This window comes from Delftia sp. ASV31 (assembly GCF_016428765.1).
GTDB lineage: Bacteria > Pseudomonadota > Gammaproteobacteria > Burkholderiales > Burkholderiaceae_C > Comamonas > Comamonas acidovorans.
In genome coordinates this window covers 23195-43379 of the sequence record NZ_JAELTK010000015.1, presented here as the reverse complement: position 1 = coordinate 43379, position 20185 = coordinate 23195, and the positions used below count along the sequence as shown (strand labels likewise).

Genomic DNA, 20185 nt, shown 5'->3' with positions numbered 1-20185 from the left:
ATGGGGGATGCAAGGTTCGATGGGCAGTGTAGCCAGGGCCGGCACTCCTGCCGGCCTCGCGCGGTGCTCAGTTGTCGTGGTGCAGCCGGGTGAAGGCCTGCAGGGTGCTGTCCACGGCCTCGTCGTCAATGTGGCGGTGCGTGACCAGGCGCAGCAGGCCTGCGCTGCCCGTGCGCACCAGCACGCCGGCTTCGGCAAGGCGTGCCTCCCAAAGGCGCGCATCGGCCGCGCTGGTGCCCACGCGCACCTGCACGATGTTGGTCTGCGGCAGTTCGGCCGCGCACCATGCCGGGTGGATGGCGCGCAGGCCCTGGTGCAGGCGGCGGGCGCGTGCGTGGTCCTCGGCCAGGCGATCGACCATGTGCTCCAGCGCCACCAGGCCCGCCGCCGCGATCACGCCGGCCTGGCGCATGGTGCCGCCCAGCATGCGCCGTATGCCGCGCGCCCGCGTGATGAAGTCGGCCGGGCCCATGAGCACCGAGCCCACCGGAGCCGACAGGCCCTTGGACAGGCAGACGGTGACCGAGTCCGTGTGCGCGGCGATCTCGCGGCAGGACAGGCCCAGTGCCACGGCGGCATTGAACAGGCGCGCGCCATCGGTGTGCACGGGCACGCCATGGCGGGCGGCCAGGGCATGCAGGGCCGCCAGCGACTCGGGCGCCGCCACGCTGCCGCCCCGTGCGTTGTGGGTGTTCTCCACGGCCACGAGGGCGCTGGGGCAGCGTGCGGATGCCGAGGTGTCCAGCGCCGCCTCCAGCGCGGGCAGGGCGATCAGGCCGCCGTCGCCGGGCAGGCTGCGGTAGTGCATGCCGGTCAGGCCTGCGGCTGCGCGCTCGGCGTTCAGCAGATGGCTGCCGGCCTCGGCCAGCACCTCGCCGGGCATGCGGCCATGGGCGAGCACGGCCACGAGGTTGCCCATGGTGCCGCTGGCCACGAACAGGCCTGCGGCCTTGCCAAAGCGCTGGGCGGCTGTCTCTTCCAGCGCACGCACCGTCGGGTCGCCGTCCAGGCCGTCGTCGCCCAGCGGGGCGCAGGCCATGGCTTCGAGCATCTGCGGCGTGGGGCGCGTGACGGTGTCGCTGCGCAGGTCAACGGCGTCGTGGTGATGGTGCAGGGAGGGCATTCAGTCCGCCTTGATGTTGCGTTCCTTGATGACGCGGGCCCAGCGTGCGGCGTCGGTCTCCATCTGGGCGCCGAACTCCGCCGCAGTGCGGGGCGTCAGTTCCAGCCCCAGGGACTGCAGCTTGGCCTGCAGCGCGGGCGTGGCCATGGCGCGGGCCACGGCATCGTGCAGCGCGGTCTGTATGCCGGGGGGCAACCGGGCAGGCGCCAGCAGGCCGAACCAGTGCAGCACGGTCAGGCCGCGCACGCCGCTTTCGGCCATCGTGGGCACCTGGGGCAGGGCCGGCGAGCGCTGGGCACCCGTGGTGGCCAGGGCGCGCAGCGCGCCGCTTTTGATATGGGGGATCACGGTGGGGGCCGAGGAGAACATGCTCTCGGTATGGCCGGCCACCACGTCGGCGACGGCCTGGCCCGAGCCCTTGTAGGGAATGTGGGTGATGAAGGTGTCCGTCTGCTGCTTGAACAGCTCGCCTGCCAGATGCGTGGCCGTGCCCGTGCCGCCCGAGGCGAAGTTGATCTGGCCGGGCCGTGCCCTGGCCAGCGCGATGTATTCCTTCACGCTCTGCGCCTTGAGCTTGGGGTTGACGGCCAGCACCAGCGGCGAAGAGCCGATCAGGGCCACGGGCGTGAAGTCCTTGAGCGCGTCGTACGGTGTCTTGTAGAGACTGGGCGTGATGGTGTGCGGCATGTCGGCCAGGAGCAGCGTGTAGCCGTCGGGCGCGGCGCGTGCCACCAGCTCGGCGCCCAGCATGGCCGAGGCGCCGGGCTTGTTGTCCACGACCACGGGCTGGCCCAGTTCGCGCGACAGCTCCGTGCCCAGCGCACGGGCGATGTTGTCCGAGCCGCCTCCGGCCGTGTAGGGCACGACGATGCGCACGGGCTGTGCGGGCCATTTCTGCGCCAGCGCAAGGCCGGGCAGGGCAGCCGCTGCCAGGATGAGCAGGCGGCGCTGCAGGCCCCGGTGGGAAGCGGGACGTGCAGCAGGGTGCAAGGCGGGGTGCGGAAGTGGGTGACGTTCGGCAGGCATGGCGAAGGCTCCTTGGTGCAGCGACAGGAAGAAACGATGGGCCGATCCGCCAGCGGCCTGGCCCGCAAGCCACCCGCCTTCATCAACCGATGAAGCGCCCCGCATTGCCCAGCACGCCCAGGTCGATGAAGCTGGAGCCGACATGGGGCGCCTGGCCGCTGTAGTCGATGACGAAGCCGCCCATGTCCCAGTTGCGGATGCCGGCCAGCGCCGAGCGCAGCCTGGCCTGGCTGGGGTCGCGGCCTGCGCGTTCCAGGCCCTCGGCCAGCACGCGTGTGTTCACATAGGCTTCCAGCGTGCCCAGCGAGAACTCCTGCTGCCCGTGGGCGCGCATGGCGGCCTGGTAGTCGCGCACCACCTGCAGCTTGGCCTGGTGCGGCGCGGGAACGACCATGGTCAGGGCAATGCCCCGGGCGTCCTCGCCCAGCGGCTTGAGGCTGTCGTTGGGCAGGGTCACGCTCAGGCCGGTGAGCAGCACGCCGGGCGCGCTCTTGCGCAGGCCGCGCACCAGATCGACCGACACCGTGCCAGCCGTGGCCAGCAGCACGGCCGAGGGGTGGGCCGCTTCCACTTTGTTCAACACATCGGCCAGATTCTTGCCATCGGTGGCGATGGCCGCCTGCACGGCGGGTGCCATCTTCTCGGCCTCCAGGGCGTGCGTGGCGTCCTCCAGCATTTCGCGGCCGTAGGCGTTGTCCAGGTAGACGATGCCAATGCCCTTGAGCCCCATGCCCGCAAGGCGCTGGACCAGGCGGCGGACCTCGGTGGTGTAGCTGGCGCGCACATGGAAGACGTTGCGCGATGCCTTGCGCAGCGACGAGGCGCCCGTGAAGGGCGCCACATAGGGAACGCCGGCTTCCTCGATCAGCGGGATGACGGCGGCGTTGTTGGGCGTGCCCACGCAGGACAGCAGGGCAAAGGCCGTGCCCTTGGAGAGCATCTGCCGCACGTTGTCGGCCGTGCGCTGGGGCACGTAGCCGTCGTCAACCATCTGCAGCTGCAGCGTGCGGCCCTGGATGCCGCCACGCGCGTTGATCTGCGCCATGGCCGCTTCCGTGCCCAGCTTGATGTCGGTGCCGAACCCGGCCAGCGGGCCGCTCATGGCGGCCGAGCAGCCGATGGTGATGGTCTTGGCGGACAGGCCTGCCTCATCGGCGAAGGCATTGCGCACGAAGGCCGGCGCCAGCGCGGGAACCGCTGCGATGGCTGCAGCACGGGGAAGCAGGGAAACAAGTTGACGGCGTTGCATGGATTCAGAGCTCGGACAAAAGGGATGGGAGCAGGAAGGTGCCATTCACGCCGACTGCCACGCGTGCGCCGCAGGCCGGGAGGGCGGCCCATTGTAGGAGGCGGCCTCGTCACAGGCGATACCGGGGCAGGGGCATTGTTGTGTTAATGCCTTCTATGGATGTTCAATATCCGATAGTTTTTGACATTTGAAAACCCCGTGCGTGCTCAATCCTTGGGCAACGATATGCGGGTTTGTACTATCAGCATGCGCTGATTGTCTTATTCACAATTCGTTTCTGTAAGACAAATTCTTTGTTTTGTTGAACAAAACCAGGTTGGCTGCGCACTCCACGCCACCGGGTTGGGCCTGCGGGGCGGCTTGACGGTCGCTCCGCACCGGGGTGTGAAGGGGGAATCAACATGCTGACTGACGTCAATCTCTGGCCGCTTATCGGAGTGGCCATCATCGTTGCGGGCTTCGTGCTGCGCTTCAATCCCATGCTGGTCGTGATCGTCACGGCCATCGGCACGGCACTGGCGGCGGGCTTCCCCGTCGACAAGGTGCTGGCCACCATTGGCACGGGCTTCATCAAGACGCGCAACCTGCCGCTGATCATCCTGCTGCCGCTGGCCGTGATCGGCCTGCTGGAGCGCCATGGCCTGCGCCAGCACGCGCAGAACTGGATCAGCTCCATCAAGTCGGCCACCGCAGGCCGCCTGCTCATCGTCTACCTGGCCGCACGCCAGCTGACGGCCGCCGTGGGCCTGACCAGCCTGGGCGGGCATCCGCAGATGGTGCGCCCGCTGCTGGCGCCCATGGCCGAAGGTGCGACCCAGTCGCGCTTCGGCATCCTGCCCGCCAAGGTGCGCGACAAGCTGCGCGCCTACTCGGCCGCCACGGACAACGTGGGCCTGTTCTTCGGCGAGGACATCTTCGTGGCCTTCGGCGCCATCGTGCTGATGACCACCTTCCTGAAGGAAGCCGGCATCGAGGTCGAGCCCATCCACGTCGCGCTGTGGGGCATTCCCACGGCCATCTGCGCCTTCGTGATCCATGCCTGGCGCCTGCGCCGCCTGGACCGCATGCTGGAGCGCGAACTGGCCCAGTACAAGGCCGGTGTCGAAGCCGACGCAGCCAACGCCAACGCCACCCAAGCCAAGGGAGCCTGAAATGACGCTGACCATCCAACACCTGTACTACCTGGTCGGCTTCGTCCTGGCCGTCACGGCCGTGATGACGCTGCGCGATGCCAGCAACCCCAAGCGCTGGTCCAGCGGCCTGTTCTGGGCGCTGTATGCAGCCGTCTTCCTGGTGGGCAATGAACTGCCGCCCGTGGTCGTGGGCGTGATCGCCGTGGCCATGGCCCTGATCGCCGGCTTCGGCGGCGTGGGCAGCGGCCGCCATGCGCCGCGCAGCGATGCCGAGTACCTGGCCAGCGCCAAGCGCCTGGGCAACAAGCTGTTCGCACCGGCCCTGGCGATTCCGCTGATCACCATGGTGGGCACGCTCAGCGCCTCGCACCTGGTCTTCGGCGGCACGCCCCTGCTGGACCCCAAGGCCACCACGCTGGTGAGCCTGGGCGTGGGCTGCGTGCTGGCCCTGGGCCTGGCCTGCTGGCTGACCCGCGAGACGCCGGCCCAGGGCATGCGCGAATCGCGCCGCCTGACCGATGCGCTGGGCTGGGCCCTGGTGCTGCCCCAGATGCTGGGCATGCTGGGCCTGGTGTTCTCGGACGCCGGCGTGGGCAAGGCCGTGGCCTATGTGACCACCACCTATATCAACATGGACATCCGCTTCGTGGCCGTGGCCGTCTACGTGCTGGGCATGGCGCTGTTCACGGTGGTCATGGGCAACGGCTTCGCGGCCTTCCCCGTGATGACGGGCGGCGTGGGCGTGCCCATCCTGGTCGGCGTCTACCATGGCGACCCGGCCGTGATGGCGGCCATCGGCATGCTCTCGGGCTACTGCGGCACCCTGCTGACGCCCATGGCGGCCAACTTTAACCTGGTGCCCGCCGCGCTGCTGGAGATCGACAAGAATGCCGTGATCCGCGCCCAGGTGCCCACGGCCCTGGCCCTGCTGACCGCCAATGTCTTCCTGCTGTACTTCCTGATGTTCCGTTAAAGGACGGACTGGTGCCATGACCGATTCCACTTCCCCGCGCATCCTGGTGACCGGCTTCGAGCCGTTCGAGCAGGACCCTGTCAATCCCTCGTGGGAAGTGGCGCGTGCCCTGCATGGCGAGACCGTGGCCGGCGCCATCGTCCACGGCCTGCAGCTGCGCTGCGTGTTCGGCGAGTCGCTGCGCCAGCTGCAGGAGGCGCTTGCGCAGTTGCAGCCGGTGCTGGTCATCAGCCTGGGCCTGGCCGGCGGCCGCAGCGAGTTCACGCCCGAGCGCGTGGCCATCAATATCGACGACGCCCGCATTCCCGACCATGCGGCGCGCCAGCCCGTGGACCAGGTGGTGATCCCCGGCGCGCCCGCCGCGTACTTTTCCACGCTGCCCATCAAGGCCGTGGTGCACAACCTGCGCGCGCGCGGCATTCCGTCTTCCGTGTCCAACACGGCGGGCACCTTTGTCTGCAACCACGTGTTTTTCGCGCTCATGCACTGGCTGGCCCAGGGCAAGGCGGCGCCGGGCGCGCGTGGCGGCTTCATCCACGTGCCGGCCTTGCCCGAGCAGGCAGCGCGCAAGCCGGGCATGCCCAGCATGTGCCTGGCCGACCAGGTGGCTGCCGTGCGCGAGACCATTCGCACGGCCCTGACCGTGACCCAGGATCTGAAGGAAAACGCCGGCCAGCTGCACTGAGAGTCTGTGCACCGAGTCCGGCGAGGAGAGAACGATGAAAATTGACCTGAACAGTGATCTTGGCGAGAGCCTGGGCGGATGGCGCATGGGCGACGACGCCGCCATGCTCGACATCGTCAGCAGCGCCAACGTGGCCTGCGGATTCCATGCCGGCGACCCGGCAGGCATCCTGGAGACGCTCAAGGCCGCCCGCGAGCGCGGCGCCATGGTGGGCGCCCATGTGTCCTATCCCGACCTCGTCGGCTTCGGCCGGCGCAACATGGATGTGGCCAGCGCCGACCTGGTGGCCGGCGTCATCTACCAGATCGGGGCGCTGCAGGGCCTGGCCCGCGTGGCCGGCACCGAGGTGCGCTACGTCAAGCCGCACGGCGCGCTCTACAACACCATCGCCCATGACAGGCGCCAGGCCACCGACGTGATCACGGCCATGCGCGCCATCGACCCCAGCCTGGTGCTGGTGGCGCTGGCCGGCTCGCCGCTGATCGACTGGGCGCGCGATGCGGGCCTGACCGTGGTGGCCGAGGCCTTTGCCGACCGCGGCTACACGCCAGAGGGCACCCTGGTCTCGCGCCGCGATCCGGGCGCCGTGCTGCACGATGTGGACCAGATCGCCGCGCGCATGCTGTCCCTGGTGCGCGACGGCGTGGTCGAGGCCGTCGATGGCAGCCTGGTGCGCATTGCCGCCGACTCCATCTGCGTGCACGGCGACAGCCCCGGTGCCGTGGCCATTGCACGCCACCTGCGCGAACGTTTCGAGCAGGAGGGCGTGCGCATTTCCTCCTTCGTGGGCTGAGGGCACACCATGCGTTTTCTACCCGTCAACCGGCAGGCCCTGATGGTGGAGCTGGCCGATCTGGATGAAACCCTGGCCCTGCTGGGCTCGCTGCAGCGCGAGCCCATCGATGGCGTGCAGGAGCTGGTGCCGGCCGCGCGCACCGTGCTCGTGCAGTTCGCTCCCGCCAGGCTGGGCGTGGCCGAGCTGGTGCGCCGCATTGCCGCGCGCGACCTGGGCCAGCGGGCCGAGCGCAGCAATGTGCTGGTCGAGATTCCCGTGCACTACGACGGCGAGGACCTGGCCGACGTGGCGCAGCTGCTGGGCATCACGCCCGAGGAAGTCGTGCGCCGCCACACCGGCAGCGAGTACGCCGTGGCCTTCACGGGCTTCGCGCCCGGCTTTGCCTACCTCAGCGGGGGCGATCCGATCTTCAACGTGCCGCGCCGCACCACGCCGCGCACGCGCGTGCCGGCCGGCTCGGTGGCGCTGGGCGGCACGTTCAGCGCCGTCTATCCCCAGGCCAGCCCGGGCGGCTGGCAACTGATAGGCCGCACCTCGGCCCGCATGTGGGACCTCGCGCGCGAGCTGCCTGCGCTGCTGCAGCCCGGCTACCGCGTGCGCTTTGTCGATGCGGCCGGCATGGCCCAGGTGGATGAGGCGCCCGCGCCCGCCGTGGCGCAGGCCGCGCCGCATGAAGGCAACGCGCTGCGCGTCAAGGCCACGGGCCTGATGACGCTGTTCCAGGACCGGGGCCGGCTGGGCCAGGCCGGGCAGGGCGTCTCGGCCTCGGGCGCCATGGACCAGGCAGCCTTCAAGGCTGCCAACCGACTGGTCGGCAATGCCAGCGACCTGGCCGTGCTGGAGACCGTGGGCGGTGGCCTGTCGCTGCAAAGCCAGGGCGAGACCGTGGTCGCCATCACGGGCGCCGATGCGCCCCTGACCGTGACCACAGGGTCCGGCCAGCGCTGGAGCGTGCCGCGCTACCAGGCCGTGGCCCTGGCCGATGGCGACCAGCTGACCGTGGGCCAGCCCGTGGCCGGTGCGCGCTGCTATGTGGCCGTGCGCGGCGGCTTTGCCGTCACGCCCGTGCTGGGCAGCGCCTGCACCGACACCCTGGCGAATGTCGGCCCTGCCGCCCTGGCCGTGGGCCAGGTCCTGCCCGTTCGGCCTGCAGACCGCAAGGCCGTGGCCGCACCCGAGCTGCCGCCCGAATCCCTGCCCACCACCGGGCAGGACGTGGTGCTGGACGTGGAGCTGGGCCCGCGCACCGACTGGTTCACGCCCGAGGCCGTGGCCCTGCTGGCCGCGCAGCGCTGGCAGGTCACGCCGCAGTCCAACCGCGTGGGCCTGCGCGTGGCGGGCGAGCAGCCCCTGGAGCGCGCCGTGGCCGGCGAGCTGCCCAGCGAAGGCACGCCGCTGGGCGCCATCCAGGTGCCCCCCAGCGGCCAGCCCGTGCTGTTCCTGGCCGACCATCCGCTGACGGGCGGCTACCCCGTCATCGGCTGCGTGGCGCCGCACCACCTGGATCTGGCCGGCCAGATTCCCGTGGGCGCCTGGATCCGCTTCAACCCCATCCGCGCCTTCGAGGAATACACCCCCGGCGCGCAAGGATCCAAGAACTGAACGCGGGGAGCGCCCGGTGGCGCCTGCCCGCAACTGAAAGAAGCTGATCATGAAAAAAGTCCTGATTGCCAACCGTGGCGAGATCGCCGTCCGCATCGCCCGCGCCTGCGCCGACTACGGCGTGAAATCCGTGGCCGTCTACGCCGATGCCGACATCGACGCCCTGCACGTGCGCATGGCCGACGAGGCCTATGGCCTGGACGGCGAGCGCCCGGCCGACACCTACCTGAACATCGCCAAGCTCATCGCCATCGCGCACAAGAGCGGCGCCGACGCCGTGCACCCCGGCTACGGCTTCCTGTCCGAAAGCGAAGCCTTTGCGCGCGCCGTGCTGGATGCGGGCCTGCGCTGGATCGGCCCCACGCCCGAGACCATCGCCAAGCTGGGCGACAAGGTCGAGGCGCGCAAGATCGCCCTGCAGGTCGGCGCTCCCCTGGTGGCCGGCACGCCCGACCCCGTCAAGGATGCCGGCGAAGTGCTGGCCTTTGCCCAGCAGCACGGCCTGCCCATCATCATCAAGGCCGCCTTCGGCGGCGGCGGGCGCGGCATGAAGATCGCGTGGCGCATGGACGAGGTCGAGGAACTCTTTCACTCGGCCGTGCGCGAGGCCGTCACCGCCTTCGGCCGCGGCGAATGCTTCGTCGAGCAATTCCTGGACCGCCCCCGCCATATCGAGGCCCAGGTGCTGGCCGACACCCACGGCAACGTGGTCGTGCTGGGCACGCGCGACTGCTCGCTGCAGCGGCGCAACCAGAAGCTGGTGGAAGAGGCCCCGGCGCCCTTCCTCAGCGACGAGCAGCGCGCCCGCATCCACAGCTCCGCACGCGACATCTGCGCGGCGGCCGGCTACGTCAGCGCGGGCACGGTGGAATTCCTGCTGAGCCAGACGGGCGCCATCTCCTTCCTCGAAGTCAACACGCGCCTGCAGGTCGAGCACCCCGTGACCGAGCAGACCACGGGCGTGGACCTGGTGATCGAGCAGCTGCGCGTGGCCGATGGCCTGCCGCTGTCCATCACCGAAACCCCGGCGCCGCTGGGCCACTCCATCGAATTTCGCATCAACGCCGAAGACGTGGGCCGGGGCTTCCTGCCCACGCCCGGCCCCGTGGTGCGGTTCGACCCGCCCTCGGGCCCCGGCGTGCGCCTGGACACGGGCGTGCAGACCGGCTCGGTCGTACCCGGCAGCTTCGACTCGCTGATGGCCAAGCTCATCGTCAGCGGCGCCACGCGCGAACAGGCCCTGGCCCGCGCCCGCCGCGCCCTGGCCGAGTTCCGCATCGAAGGCCTGTCCTCCGTGCTGCCCTTCCACCGCGCCGTCATCGGCCATGCCGACTTCGTGGGCAACGACGGCTTCAAGGTCCACACGCGCTGGATCGAATCCGACTTCGCCGAACCCCTGGCCGCCGCCGTGCGCGCCGAGCCGCTGCCCGACGCCAGCCTGGTGCGCTGCGCGGTCGAGATCGACGGGCGACGGGTGTCGCTGGGCCTGCCTGCGATGCTGCTGCAGGGGCTGGCATCGGCTGGCGGCGGTGTGGCTGCCGCGCCGGCTGCCGAATCTGCCGTGGACCCTGCTGCCGTCACCTCACCCATTGCAGGCAATCTGCATGCGTGGAAGGTGGCCGATGGCGATACCGTTCAGGAGGGCGATGTGATTGCCGTCATGGAGGCCATGAAGATGGAGATGCAGGTGACTGCGCATCGCAGCGGGGTGGTTGCGTTGGTGGCTGAGGCGGGGAAGGCGCAGGTGTTGGGGGCTGTGATTGCTCGGATTGGGTGATTTTTGGTTGACCTGTTTTTTATTCTGTTGTGCCTCTGGCGGCAGGAGCCGGGTTTCGGCCCGGCGGCCGACCCGCTTTCTTGTCGCGCGACAAGAAAGCGGGGCAAAGAAGCGCGCCCCGAACTGCCCACGACCCTTCGCTTCGCTGCGGGCGACCTGCGTTGGGCGGGATGCGGGGTGTGCCGCAGAACTCGCTGCGCGCTGGCGCGCTTCGCTCAAACAACTGCGGCAAGTCAGATGACGAGGCAAGCCTGTCCTTCGGCAGGCTTGCCACCCCGCAACCGCCACGACGCAGGTTGCCCCGCAGCGAAGCGAAGGGGTCGCGGACATCCGGGTCGCCTTTTCTTGGCCTACCTTCTTTTGGCGAAGCAAAAGAAGGTAGGTCGGCCGCCGGGCCGAGACCCGGCCTCGAAAAACAACCCCCCGGCAGGGTCTCAAACAAGAGCGTGAACTAATCAGCGCCCACCCTGAAAACTACGCGTGCTGTACAGATCCATCGGCAGCCGCGACAGCAGCGGCAGACCAGACACCGCATCCACCGGCTGCCTCTCGATGTAGTTGAAGAACACATCGGAATCGAGCACGCCAATGTCCAGACGGCGCGCATCAGGCACGGCCGCCAGCGTCTTGTAGCCGTCGCCACCCGTGGCATTGAAGCTCAGCACGAACAGCTTGTACGTGCGCGCGGTATCCAGCGGCTTCCACGTCTTGCTCGCGTTGTCATACACCTCGATGCCCGATACGCGCTGGCCGGCCGCCGCTGCCGCATTCACGTCAAAGCGCAGGCCGCCCGTGTAGGGGTAGGGGCCGGTCGTGCCGCTGGGGCCGTAGACGGCCTGCAGGCCGTCCTCGAGCATGCCCTTGACTTCCGTGCCGGTGATGTCCAGGCGGAACAGCTTGTTGCCGAAGGGCAGGACCTGGATGACCTGGGCGGCCGTGGTCTGGCCCAGCAGCGGGATGCGCACGCCGCCGCCGCTTTGCAGGGTGATGTCGGCGCCGCCGTAGTGGCGGTTGGCTTCTTCCAGGTAGGCCTGGGCCACGAGCTGCTGGATGTCGCCGCCGCGCACGCTGACGCTGCCTTCGGCATTGCAGGCGGCGCTGGACTGGCTGTAGTTCATGGTGCCGACGCCGCCGGGCACGCGGCGCGAGCACAGTTCCTGGGGCACGGTGGCGACCTGCTTGAGGTTGAACTGGGCGACCTTGTCCTTGAAGGGCTGCAGCGCGGCCGTGGCCTTGGCCGAGGGCGTGGTCACGCGCAGCACGCCGGTGGCGGCGGCGCTGGCCTTGAGCGCGGTCTTTTGCGCATCGGTGGCGGCCTTGCCGGCGATGGTGAAGCTGTCGCCGATCAGCACATGGGGCGTGCCCGTGCACTGGGTGACGCGGCCGTCGGCGTCGAACTGGACCTTGAGGTCGCCGACGACCTGGGCGTACTCCCAGGCCTGGACCACGCAGACGGGGCTGCCGTCCCTGTCGGCCAGGCGCGTGGGGTAGGCGCCGCCGGGCGTGCCTACGCCCGTGGTGTTGAGCACGTCGGGGCCGAGCAGGGTGTGCGAGTCGCCGCCCACGACCACGTCCACGCCGCTGAGCTTGGGCACGATCTGGCGGTCGTACTCATAGCCCACGTGGCTCATGACGATGATCTTGTTGATGCCCTTGGCGCGCAGCGCGTCGATTTCGCGCTGGGCCGCCGTGGCCTCGTCCTCGAAGGTGGTGTCGGCATCGGGGCTGGACGATGCCTTGGTCTTGCCCGCAATGGTCAGGCCGACGATGCCGATCTTCTGGCCGCCGCGCTCCACCACGGTGGAGGGGTTCACATAGCCGGGCGCCTTGGCCGCGTTCAGGGCCGAGTTGGCGCCAAAGCGCACGTTGGCGCTGAGCACGGGCGTCTTGCATGTGCCTGTGCGCAGGCGGTCCAGGAAGGACTTGAGGCCGCTGTCGCCCTTGTCGAACTCGTGGTTGCCCAGCGTGAAGGCGTCAAAGCAGACGGTGTTCATGAGGGCGGCATCGGCCTCGCCGTCGGCGCCTGCGCGGTTGAAGTACAGCGTGCCGGTGAGCGCGTCGCCGGCGTGCAGCTTGAGCACGTTGGGCGACTGCGCGGCCAGCTCCTCGATGGCCTGGGTCACGCGCGCAAAGCCTGCGGCGTCCACGGCCACGGCTTCGGCCTTGCCCGTGCCGGCGTCCAGCTGCAGGGTCTTGCTCTTGGACTCCAGCGTGGAGTGGTGATCGTTGATGTGCAGAATGCGCAGCTCCAGCGGCTGGCCTGCGGGCGTGTCGTTGCCGGAGCCGCCGCAACCGGCGATCAGGGCGGAGGCAGCCAGGGCCACGGCCAGCGGGCGCAGGGCGGGGCGATGGGAGGTCAAGGACATGAACGGGTTCTCTCTGTATCGGTTTGTCACGGCCGCCGATGCTGGGCAAGGCTGATGACACGGCGATGAAATCGCCTTGCAGGGGGCTTGACCTTGACATGGTGGCAATCTCTAAAGTGCCTGCATGCGAGAACAAAGGAGTCAGGCAATGAATGCATCGACCAAGGCCGGCATGGCCATAGACCTGCCCGTTCAGGGCATGACCTGCGCCTCCTGCGTGGGGCGTGTGGAGCGCGCGCTCAAGAAGCTGCCGGGCGTGCAGGAGGCCGTGGTCAACCTGGCCACCGAAAAGGCCAGCATCCGCTTCGAGGGCGCGGCCGATCTGCCCGCCGCCATTTCCGCCATCGAGAAGGCCGGCTACGAAGTGCCCCAGTCCAGCGTGGAACTGGAAGTGGAGGGCATGACCTGCGCCTCCTGCGTGGGCCGCGTGGAGCGGGCGCTGAAAAAGGTGGAGGGCGTGCAATCGGCCAGCGTGAACCTGGCCACCGAGCGCGCGCTGGTGACGCTGGCAGGCAGCGTGGACATGGCGGCCCTTGTGGCAGCTGTGCACAAGGCCGGGTACGAAGCGCGTCCGCTGGGCGCCAGCGCGAACCCGGCCAGTGAAGGCGGTGCAGCGCAGTCGCCGGCCGAAGACGGCACGGAGCAGCGCCAGGCGCGCGAGCGGGCCTCGCTCAAGCGCTCGCTGATCGTGGCCACGGTGTTCGCGCTGCCGGTGTTCGTGCTGGAGATGGGCGGCCACATGGTGCCGGCCTTCCACCACTGGGTGGGGCAGGCCATCGGCACCCAGAACAGCTGGTATCTGCAGTGCCTGCTGTCGGCCATCGTGCTGTTCGGGCCGGGCCTGCGCTTCTTCCAGAAGGGCATTCCCGCGCTGCTGCGCGGCGCGCCCGACATGAATTCGCTGGTGGCCGTTGGCACCTCGGCGGCGTTTGCCTATTCGCTGGTGGCCACCTTCGTGCCGCAGTGGCTGCCGGCCGGCACGGTGAATGTGTATTACGAGGCGGCGGCCGTGATCGTGGCGCTGATCCTGCTGGGCCGCTTCATGGAGGCGCGCGCCAAGGGCAATACCTCGGAGGCCATCCGCCGCCTGGTGCGCCTGCAGGCCAAGACGGCGCGCGTGCGCAAGGACGGCGCCGTGCAAGAAGTGGACATCGCCGCCGTGCGTGCGGGCGACACCATCGAGGTGCGGCCCGGCGAGCGCATTCCCGTCGATGGCGAGGTCATCGAGGGCAGCAGCTTCGTCGATGAATCCATGATCAGCGGCGAGCCCGTGCCGGTCGAGAAAACCCCGGGTGCCGAACTGGTCGGCGGCACGGTGAACCAGAACGGCGCACTGGCCTTTCGCGCCACCAAGGTGGGCGCGGACACGCTGCTGGCGCAGATCATCCGCATGGTCGAGCAGGCCCAGGGCTCCAAGCTGCCCATACAGGCGCTGGTGGACCAGGTCACCATGTGGTTCGTGCCGGCCGTGATGGCCGTGGCCCTGCTGACCTTCGGCGCCTGGCTGGCCTGGGGGCCGTCGCCCGCACTGACCTTTGCGCTGGTCAATGCCGTGGCCGTGCTCATCATCGCCTGCCCCTGCGCCATGGGCCTGGCCACGCCCACTTCCATCATGGTGGGCACGGGCCGGGCCGCGCAGATGGGCGTGCTGCTGCGCAAGGGCGAGGCCCTGCAGACCTTGAAAGACGCCCGCGTGGTGGCCGTGGACAAGACGGGCACGCTGACGCGAGGCCGCCCCGAGCTGACCGACCTGGTGCTGGCCCCGGGCTTCGAGGGCGAGCGCAGCCGCGTGCTGGCGCTGGTGGCGGCCGTGGAAGACCGCTCCGAGCACCCGATTGCGCGCGCCATCGTGGATGCTGCCAAGGCCGAGGATCTGCCGCTGGGTGCCGTGGATCGCTTTGAATCGGTGACAGGCTTTGGCGTGCGCGCCCAGGTGGAGGGGGTGCGCGTGGAGATCGGTGCCGACCGCTTCATGCGCGAATTGGGCCTGCAGGTGGACACGCTGGCAGACGAGGCCGCGCGCCTGGGCGACGAAGGCAAGACGCCGCTGTATGCCGCGGTGGACGGCCGCCTGGCCGCCATGATCGCCGTGGCCGATCCCATCAAGGACAGCACGCCGGCCGCCATTGCCGCCCTGCACGCCTTGGGCCTGAAGGTGGCCATGATCACCGGCGACAACCGCCGCACGGCCGAGGCCATCGCCCGCCAGCTGGGCATCGACGAGGTGGTGGCCGAGGTGCTGCCCGGCGGCAAGGTCGATGCCGTCAAGCGCCTGAAGGCCGAGCACGGCACGCTGGCCTATGTGGGCGACGGCATCAACGACGCGCCGGCCCTGGCCGAGGCCGATGTGGGCCTGGCCATCGGCACGGGCACGGACATCGCCATCGAGGCGGCCGACGTGGTGCTGATGTCAGGCGACCTGGGCGGCGTGCCCAATGCGATCGCGCTGTCCAAGGCCACCATGGCCAATATCCGCCAGAACCTGTTCTGGGCCTTTGCCTACAACGTGGCCCTGATCCCCGTGGCCGCGGGCCTGCTGTACCCCGTCAACGGCACGTTGCTGTCGCCCGTGTTCGCGGCCGGGGCCATGGCGCTGTCCAGCGTCTTCGTGCTCAGCAACGCGCTGCGCCTGCGGCGTTTCAATCCGCCGCTGGCGGCGGGGTGTTGAACGACGAAGGCAGTCAGCCGGGCAGCTTGGGGACGTCTATGAAGTCGTCCAGGCTCAGGCCTTTTTCCTTGAGCAGGGCTTCAAGCACGGGCTGCAGGCGGCCCAGGCTTTGCTGCACGGTCTCGCGCACCGTGTCCACCACGACCTGGGTGCTGCGGTCGATCTCCACATTGAGCAGGTCGCCCACGCCCTTGGACTCGAACACGGTCATGCGGCGCGTCTCGGGGATCAGCCAGACCTCGAACCAGCCTGCCTGGCGGTCCACCTCGGACACCGTGAGGCTGGCGCCGTTGATGGCGATGTAGCCCTTGGCGAACACGTAGTGGCGAAAGCCCTCGGGAATGCCGAAGCGGATGCGGTGGTTGGTGTCGCTGGAGGCCACTTCCAGCACGGGCGAGGTGAAGTCCACATGGCCCGACAGCGGATGGCCGCCGATCTCGGCGCCATCCTTTGCCGCGCGCTCCACATTGACGCGCCCGCCCACGGCATAGCCGCCCAGCGTGGTGATGTTCAGGCTTTGCAGCATCACATCGAACGTGGCGCGCGTGGGCGAGAGGATCTCCGTCACCGTCAGGCACACGCCGTCGGTGGAGACGCTGGCGCCGATGGCCAGGTCCTGGCAGAAGCCTTCGGGAAAGTCGAGGGTGAAGGTGCGCAGGCCGTTCTGGTCGCGCAGCGCGGCAATGCTTGCCACGGCCTGGATGATGCCGGTGAACACGATGTGGGGTTCCTTGGAGCCGCCCGGGCGGCGGCGAAGCGGGTATTTTGCATCGCGGCGCTGCGCTGCGGGGGCGCAGGCCGGCGTGTCCCTGCGGGCATCAGGCCGGTGCCGCTGCCTCTTCCCACCAGCCGCTGAGCAGGGCTGGGGGCCGCTGCGCCGCATGCACCCAGGCACAGGACGGCCAGGCATCCTGCTGCACGTTCATGCCCGCATAGATGCCGTAGCCGGGGCCGGCCGCGATCTCGCCTTCGGCATGCAGGGTCTCGCCCGCGCGGATGCTGCAGGCCGCACGGATGTCGCCCAGCGCGCGCATGCCCCAGTCCACCTCGATGTGGCTGCCGCCTTCCACGTCGGCGCCAGCGTACAGGCCGTGGCCCAGCTCGATCAGGCCGCTGGCGCGGATGCTGCCGCCCGCGCGCAGGCCCTTGCCGCAGCGGATGGCGCCCTGCACCTCGATGTCCTGGCCGGCCTGTGCTCCTCCGCCCAGGCGCAGGTCGGCGCCGCAGCGCAGCTCCCAGCCGGCGCGCACGTCCTCGGCGCGCAGTTCCTCGTGCACGTCCACGCTCCAGGCGGCCTTGACCAGGCCCCCTGCCTGCAGTGGGCCGCTGCAGAAGATGGCGCCGCCACTGTGCAGGTCCTGGCCGGCCTCGATGCGGCCGGCGTGGATGCCGGCGCCGGCCTGCAGCGTGCGGCCCACGGCCAGCAGGCCGGGCACGCGCAGCTCGCCATGCACGACGACGCTGCCCGAGAACACCAGGGCATCGGCCTCCAGGTGATCGACCTCCAGCACGGCATCGGTGGGGCCGAACTGGTTCATGAGCCAGCGCGCATCCTCGACGCGGCCATCGCCCACCAGGGCATCGAGCACGCGCTGGTAGTCGTTGCCGTCATGGCGGTTGCGCACGAACCAGCGAAAGCCCGCCGCGCAGGGGCTTTTGGCACGCAGAAAGTTTTGGGAGAGTTCCATGTCCATCATCGGCTCCGGGGTCAAGGCGGCTGCGCCATGCGGCGGCGCGGCCGAAAAGGCGTGCAGGCCAGGGAGATGCGGGGCGTGGGCCGACAGCTCCTGGCATGCGCTTCGCATGCGGGATTCGCTGCGGGGGCCGTGCGGGAAGCTGGGGGTGGACCTCAGGCTTTCCGCACGGCGGCGGAAAGCAGGGCCGTGAAGCCGCACAGGCTGATGAAGGCCGTGGGCACGCCGTGCACGCGCTGCGGCCGCTGCGCGCGCAAGGCGGTGCAGCGGGTCGGGGCGTGGCGGAAAAGGCGTGTAGGGGCCATGGACAGGGGCAGGAGCAGCCGCGATTATGCCGCGAGGCCATTTGCGCACGGGGGCATGGGGCCGTGTACAGGACGGGGCTTCGTTGCTTTGGGTAACATCACGGACCCTGCGGGCGCCCGGTGGAGGACCATCGGCGCCCGGTTGCCCTGCTGCGCGGCGATCGGCCCGGCAGGGTCCTCTCGCCAAGAGAAGCCCATGAATTCCAAGACTCCCCCCTCGTTCCTGAGCCGCATCGCCATCGCGATCGGCAGTTTCTTCGCCATCCTCGGCAACGGCCGCCTGGCCGCCGATGTGTCCCGCCTGCGCGGCGGCGAGCCGCTGGCCGCCGACGTGCCGCCGCCCGCACCCAAGGAGGTGCGCGTGGAGGTGCCCGTGGACCGGATCGTCGAGGTCCGCGTCGAGGTGCCTGTCGAAAAGGTGGTCGAGAAAGTGGTTGAAAAGCGTGTCGAGGTGCCGGTCGAGAAGATCGTCGAAAAGACCATCGTGGAGCCGGCCGCACCCGCTGGCACCGCCGCCCTGCAACTGCTGGGCCTGCTGCAGCGCGAGGCGCGCTTCGTGGACTTCGTGCAGGAAGACGTGGCCGGCTACGCCGACGCCGAGATCGGCGCCGCCGCGCGCGTGGTGCACGAAGGCTGCCGCAAGGTGCTGCGCGAGCATTTCAGCATCGCCCCCGTGCGTGCCGAGGCCGAAGGCAGCCGCGTCACGCTGGCCGCAGGCTTTGATGCCGCCGCTGTGCGCCTGACGGGCAACGTGGTCGGCCAGGCACCCTTCACGGGCACGCTGGGCCACCGCGGCTGGCGCGTGGACGATGTGCGCCTGCCCCAGCTCACCGATCAAAAGGCCGCCGCCATCGTGGCCCAGGCCGAGGTGGAGCTGTGAGCATGGACCAGTCCCGTCAATCCTCCCAGGCGCGCTACAGCATCGGCATCGACCTGGGCACCACGCATTGCGCGCTCTCCTATGTGGACCGCCAGGCCAGCGATGGCGAGAAGGTGGAGCAGGGCGTGCTGGACATTCCCCAGCTCACCGGCCCCTCCAGCGTGGAGGCGCGCCCGCTGCTGCCGTCCTTCCTTTACCTGCCGCATGAAAGCGAGCTGACTGCGGCCGACATGGCCCTGCCCTGGGGCGCCAGCCAGGACTTCGTGGTGGGCGAGTTCGCGCGATCGCGCGGCGCGGCCACGCCGATCCGGCTGGTGTCCAGCGCCAAGAGCTGGCTGTGCCATCCGGGCGTGGACCGCCGCTCGCCCCTGCTGCCGGCCGATGCGCCCGAAGAGGTGCACCGCGTCTCGCCCCTGACCGCCTCCATCCGCTACCTGTCGCACCTGCGCTGGGCCTGGGAGCAGGCCCATCCCGAGGCGCCGTTCGACGCCCAGGACGTGACGGTGACCATTCCCGCCTCGTTCGACCCGGCCGCGCGCGAGCTGACGGCCGAGGCCTGCCGCGCCGCGGGCTTCCAGAAGCTCACGCTGCTGGAGGAACCCCAGGCTGCGCTGTACAGCTGGATCCAGGCCAGCGGCGGCCAGTGGCGCAAGCAGGTGCAAAGCGGCGAGATCATCCTCGTCGTGGACGTGGGCGGCGGCACCACCGACCTGTCGCTGATCGCCGTGCTGGAAAAGGACGGCGGCCTGGAGCTGCAGCGCGTGGCCGTGGGCGAGCACATCCTGCTGGGCGGCGACAACATGGACCTGGCCCTGGCCTATGGCGTGGCGCGCAAGCTGGCCCAGGAGGGCAAGCAGCTCGACGCCTGGCAGACCCGCGCCCTGGCCCATGGCTGCCGCCAGGCCAAGGAGCAACTGCTGGCCGACGCCACGCTGCAGTCCGTGCCCGTGGTCGTGCCCAGCCGGGGCAGCAAGCTCATCGGCGGCAGCATCCGCACCGAGGTCACGCGTGACGAAGTGCTGCAGATGCTGGTGGAAGGCTTCTTCCCGCGCGCCGCCGTCTCCGACAAGCCCCAGACCCGCGCGCGCGCCGCGCTGACCCAGCTGGGCCTGCCCTATGCGCAGGACGCGGCCGTCACGCGCCACCTGGCGGCCTTCCTCTCGCGCCAGGCCGGCGCCACCGAGCAGATCGAAGGCCTCAAGGGCACGCAGCCCGAGGGCGCGTCCTTCCTGCATCCCTCGGCCATCCTGTTCAATGGCGGCGTGCTCAAGGCGCCGCAGATCGAGCAGCGCATCCTGGAAGTCGTCAACGGCTGGCTGGCCGGCGAGGGCGCGCAACCCGCGCGCCTGCTGGACGGCGCCAACCTGGACCTGGCCGTGGCGCGCGGCGCCGCCTACTTCGGCCATGTGGCGGCTGCGGGCCGTGGCGTGCGCATCCGTGGCGGCACGGCGCAGAGCTATTACGTGGGCGTGGAAAGCAACATGCCCGCCATCCCCGGCATGGAGCCGCCCATCTCGGCCCTGTGCCTGGCGCCCTTCGGCATGGAAGAGGGCACCGAGGTGGCGCTGGACACCCAGGAATTCGGCCTGGTCGTGGGCGAGCCCGTGCGCCTGCGCTTCTTCGGCTCCTCCGTGCGCCGCGCCGACCAGGTCGGCACCGTGCTGGACTTCTGGGGCCCAGAGGAACTGGTCGAGCTGCAGGAAATCGAGGCCCACCTGCCCGCCGAAGGCCGTGCGCCCGGCGAGATCGTGCCCGTCACCCTGCATGCACGCGTGACCGACATCGGCACGCTGGAACTCAACGCCGTGCCCGTGGGTGGCGAAGAACGCTGGAAGGTGGAGTTCGACGTGCGGGCCGATGTAGCGTAGCCCGCCCCGGCGGCAGGCCCGGTCCGGGCCGCGCACCGTG

General features: G+C 69.8%; 16 protein-coding genes. 9 read left to right on the top strand and 7 right to left on the bottom strand.

Annotated elements, in window-relative coordinates:
* Positions 1-67: 67 nt before the first annotated feature.
* The 3 genes from JHD82_RS07880 to JHD82_RS07870 all read right to left on the bottom strand — a co-directional run bounded on the left by JHD82_RS07880 (position 68) and on the right by JHD82_RS07870 (position 3398).
* Positions 68-1123 (bottom strand): low specificity L-threonine aldolase, encoded by a 1056-nt coding sequence (locus JHD82_RS07880; RefSeq protein WP_013800617.1) that lies wholly within the window; start codon positions 1121-1123, stop codon positions 68-70.
* Positions 1124-2149: a tripartite tricarboxylate transporter substrate binding protein gene (locus tag JHD82_RS07875; protein WP_199135901.1), complete on the bottom strand. Its 1026-nt coding sequence runs from the start codon at positions 2147-2149 to the stop codon at positions 1124-1126.
* Between the two features lie 82 nt (positions 2150-2231).
* Complete coding sequence (locus JHD82_RS07870; RefSeq protein ID WP_099732777.1) at positions 2232-3398, bottom strand: ABC transporter substrate-binding protein; 1167 nt, start codon at positions 3396-3398, stop codon at positions 2232-2234.
* 401 nt (positions 3399-3799) lie between these two features.
* Between JHD82_RS07870 and JHD82_RS07865 the strand changes: the two genes are divergently transcribed.
* Genes JHD82_RS07865 through JHD82_RS07840 form a run of 6 tightly spaced genes read left to right on the top strand, consistent with a single transcriptional unit; the run spans position 3800 to position 10364 of the window.
* On the top strand, positions 3800-4549 hold the full coding sequence (locus JHD82_RS07865; protein WP_012207528.1) for a DUF969 domain-containing protein: 750 nt from the start codon (positions 3800-3802) through the stop codon (positions 4547-4549).
* Between the two features lies 1 nt (position 4550).
* Complete coding sequence (locus tag JHD82_RS07860; RefSeq protein WP_043825613.1) at positions 4551-5504, top strand: DUF979 domain-containing protein; 954 nt, start codon at positions 4551-4553, stop codon at positions 5502-5504.
* A gap of 16 nt (positions 5505-5520) precedes the next feature.
* Positions 5521-6189: a pyroglutamyl-peptidase I gene (gene pcp, locus JHD82_RS07855; protein ID WP_012207526.1), complete on the top strand. Its 669-nt coding sequence runs from the start codon at positions 5521-5523 to the stop codon at positions 6187-6189.
* Between the two features lie 34 nt (positions 6190-6223).
* On the top strand, positions 6224-6982 hold the full coding sequence (locus JHD82_RS07850) for a LamB/YcsF family protein (protein ID WP_012207525.1): 759 nt from the start codon (positions 6224-6226) through the stop codon (positions 6980-6982).
* Positions 6983-6991: 9 nt separating this feature from the next.
* A complete protein-coding gene (locus tag JHD82_RS07845) occupies positions 6992-8587 on the top strand; it encodes an urea amidolyase family protein (protein ID WP_013800622.1) in 1596 nt (531 codons plus the stop codon).
* 49 nt (positions 8588-8636) lie between these two features.
* On the top strand, positions 8637-10364 hold the full coding sequence (locus JHD82_RS07840) for a biotin carboxylase N-terminal domain-containing protein (RefSeq protein ID WP_012207523.1): 1728 nt from the start codon (positions 8637-8639) through the stop codon (positions 10362-10364).
* Between the two features lie 455 nt (positions 10365-10819).
* On the opposite strand, the gene JHD82_RS07835 is transcribed toward JHD82_RS07840, so the two are convergent.
* Positions 10820-12730, bottom strand: a complete 1911-nt coding sequence (locus tag JHD82_RS07835) for a bifunctional UDP-sugar hydrolase/5'-nucleotidase (RefSeq protein ID WP_199135900.1) — start codon at positions 12728-12730, stop codon at positions 10820-10822.
* Between the two features lie 148 nt (positions 12731-12878).
* Between JHD82_RS07835 and JHD82_RS07830 the strand changes: the two genes are divergently transcribed.
* A complete protein-coding gene (locus JHD82_RS07830) occupies positions 12879-15398 on the top strand; it encodes a heavy metal translocating P-type ATPase (RefSeq protein ID WP_199135899.1) in 2520 nt (839 codons plus the stop codon).
* A gap of 13 nt (positions 15399-15411) precedes the next feature.
* Here the strand turns inward: JHD82_RS07830 and JHD82_RS07825 are convergent, their stop codons facing one another.
* The 3 genes from JHD82_RS07825 to JHD82_RS07815 form a co-directional block, all read right to left on the bottom strand.
* Positions 15412-16116 carry a riboflavin synthase gene (locus tag JHD82_RS07825; protein ID WP_012207520.1) on the bottom strand — a complete coding sequence of 235 codons (705 nt, stop codon included), beginning with the start codon at positions 16114-16116 and terminating at the stop codon, positions 15412-15414.
* Positions 16117-16216: 100 nt separating this feature from the next.
* The gene (locus JHD82_RS07820; RefSeq protein WP_026062924.1) at positions 16217-17092 is read right to left on the bottom strand and encodes a hypothetical protein; all 876 of its coding nucleotides are present in this window, start codon (positions 17090-17092) and stop codon (positions 16217-16219) included.
* A 155-nt stretch (positions 17093-17247) separates the two neighbouring features.
* Positions 17248-17397 (bottom strand): hypothetical protein, encoded by a 150-nt coding sequence (locus tag JHD82_RS07815; protein WP_164474686.1) that lies wholly within the window; start codon positions 17395-17397, stop codon positions 17248-17250.
* Between the two features lie 196 nt (positions 17398-17593).
* Between JHD82_RS07815 and JHD82_RS07810 the strand changes: the two genes are divergently transcribed.
* A complete protein-coding gene (locus JHD82_RS07810) occupies positions 17594-18277 on the top strand; it encodes a DUF2760 domain-containing protein (protein ID WP_199135898.1) in 684 nt (227 codons plus the stop codon).
* Positions 18278-18279: 2 nt separating this feature from the next.
* Positions 18280-20145, top strand: a complete 1866-nt coding sequence (locus tag JHD82_RS07805) for an Hsp70 family protein (RefSeq protein WP_099752781.1) — start codon at positions 18280-18282, stop codon at positions 20143-20145.
* Positions 20146-20185 lie beyond the last annotated feature (40 nt).

Coding starts and splice junctions, on each gene's coding strand:
- JHD82_RS07860 (WP_043825613.1), top strand. CDS start 4,551: ATGACGCTGACCATCCAACACCTGTACTACCTGGTCGGCTTCGTCCTG.
- JHD82_RS07815 (WP_164474686.1), bottom strand. CDS start 17,397: ATGGCCCCTACACGCCTTTTCCGCCACGCCCCGACCCGCTGCACCGCC.
- JHD82_RS07880 (WP_013800617.1), bottom strand. CDS start 1,123: ATGCCCTCCCTGCACCATCACCACGACGCCGTTGACCTGCGCAGCGAC.
- JHD82_RS07845 (WP_013800622.1), top strand. CDS start 6,992: ATGCGTTTTCTACCCGTCAACCGGCAGGCCCTGATGGTGGAGCTGGCC.
- pcp (WP_012207526.1), top strand. CDS start 5,521: ATGACCGATTCCACTTCCCCGCGCATCCTGGTGACCGGCTTCGAGCCG.
- JHD82_RS07810 (WP_199135898.1), top strand. CDS start 17,594: ATGAATTCCAAGACTCCCCCCTCGTTCCTGAGCCGCATCGCCATCGCG.
- JHD82_RS07865 (WP_012207528.1), top strand. CDS start 3,800: ATGCTGACTGACGTCAATCTCTGGCCGCTTATCGGAGTGGCCATCATC.
- JHD82_RS07850 (WP_012207525.1), top strand. CDS start 6,224: ATGAAAATTGACCTGAACAGTGATCTTGGCGAGAGCCTGGGCGGATGG.
- JHD82_RS07840 (WP_012207523.1), top strand. CDS start 8,637: ATGAAAAAAGTCCTGATTGCCAACCGTGGCGAGATCGCCGTCCGCATC.
- JHD82_RS07875 (WP_199135901.1), bottom strand. CDS start 2,149: ATGCCTGCCGAACGTCACCCACTTCCGCACCCCGCCTTGCACCCTGCT.
- JHD82_RS07830 (WP_199135899.1), top strand. CDS start 12,879: ATGAATGCATCGACCAAGGCCGGCATGGCCATAGACCTGCCCGTTCAG.
- JHD82_RS07870 (WP_099732777.1), bottom strand. CDS start 3,398: ATGCAACGCCGTCAACTTGTTTCCCTGCTTCCCCGTGCTGCAGCCATC.
- JHD82_RS07805 (WP_099752781.1), top strand. CDS start 18,280: ATGGACCAGTCCCGTCAATCCTCCCAGGCGCGCTACAGCATCGGCATC.
- JHD82_RS07820 (WP_026062924.1), bottom strand. CDS start 17,092: ATGGACATGGAACTCTCCCAAAACTTTCTGCGTGCCAAAAGCCCCTGC.
- JHD82_RS07835 (WP_199135900.1), bottom strand. CDS start 12,730: ATGTCCTTGACCTCCCATCGCCCCGCCCTGCGCCCGCTGGCCGTGGCC.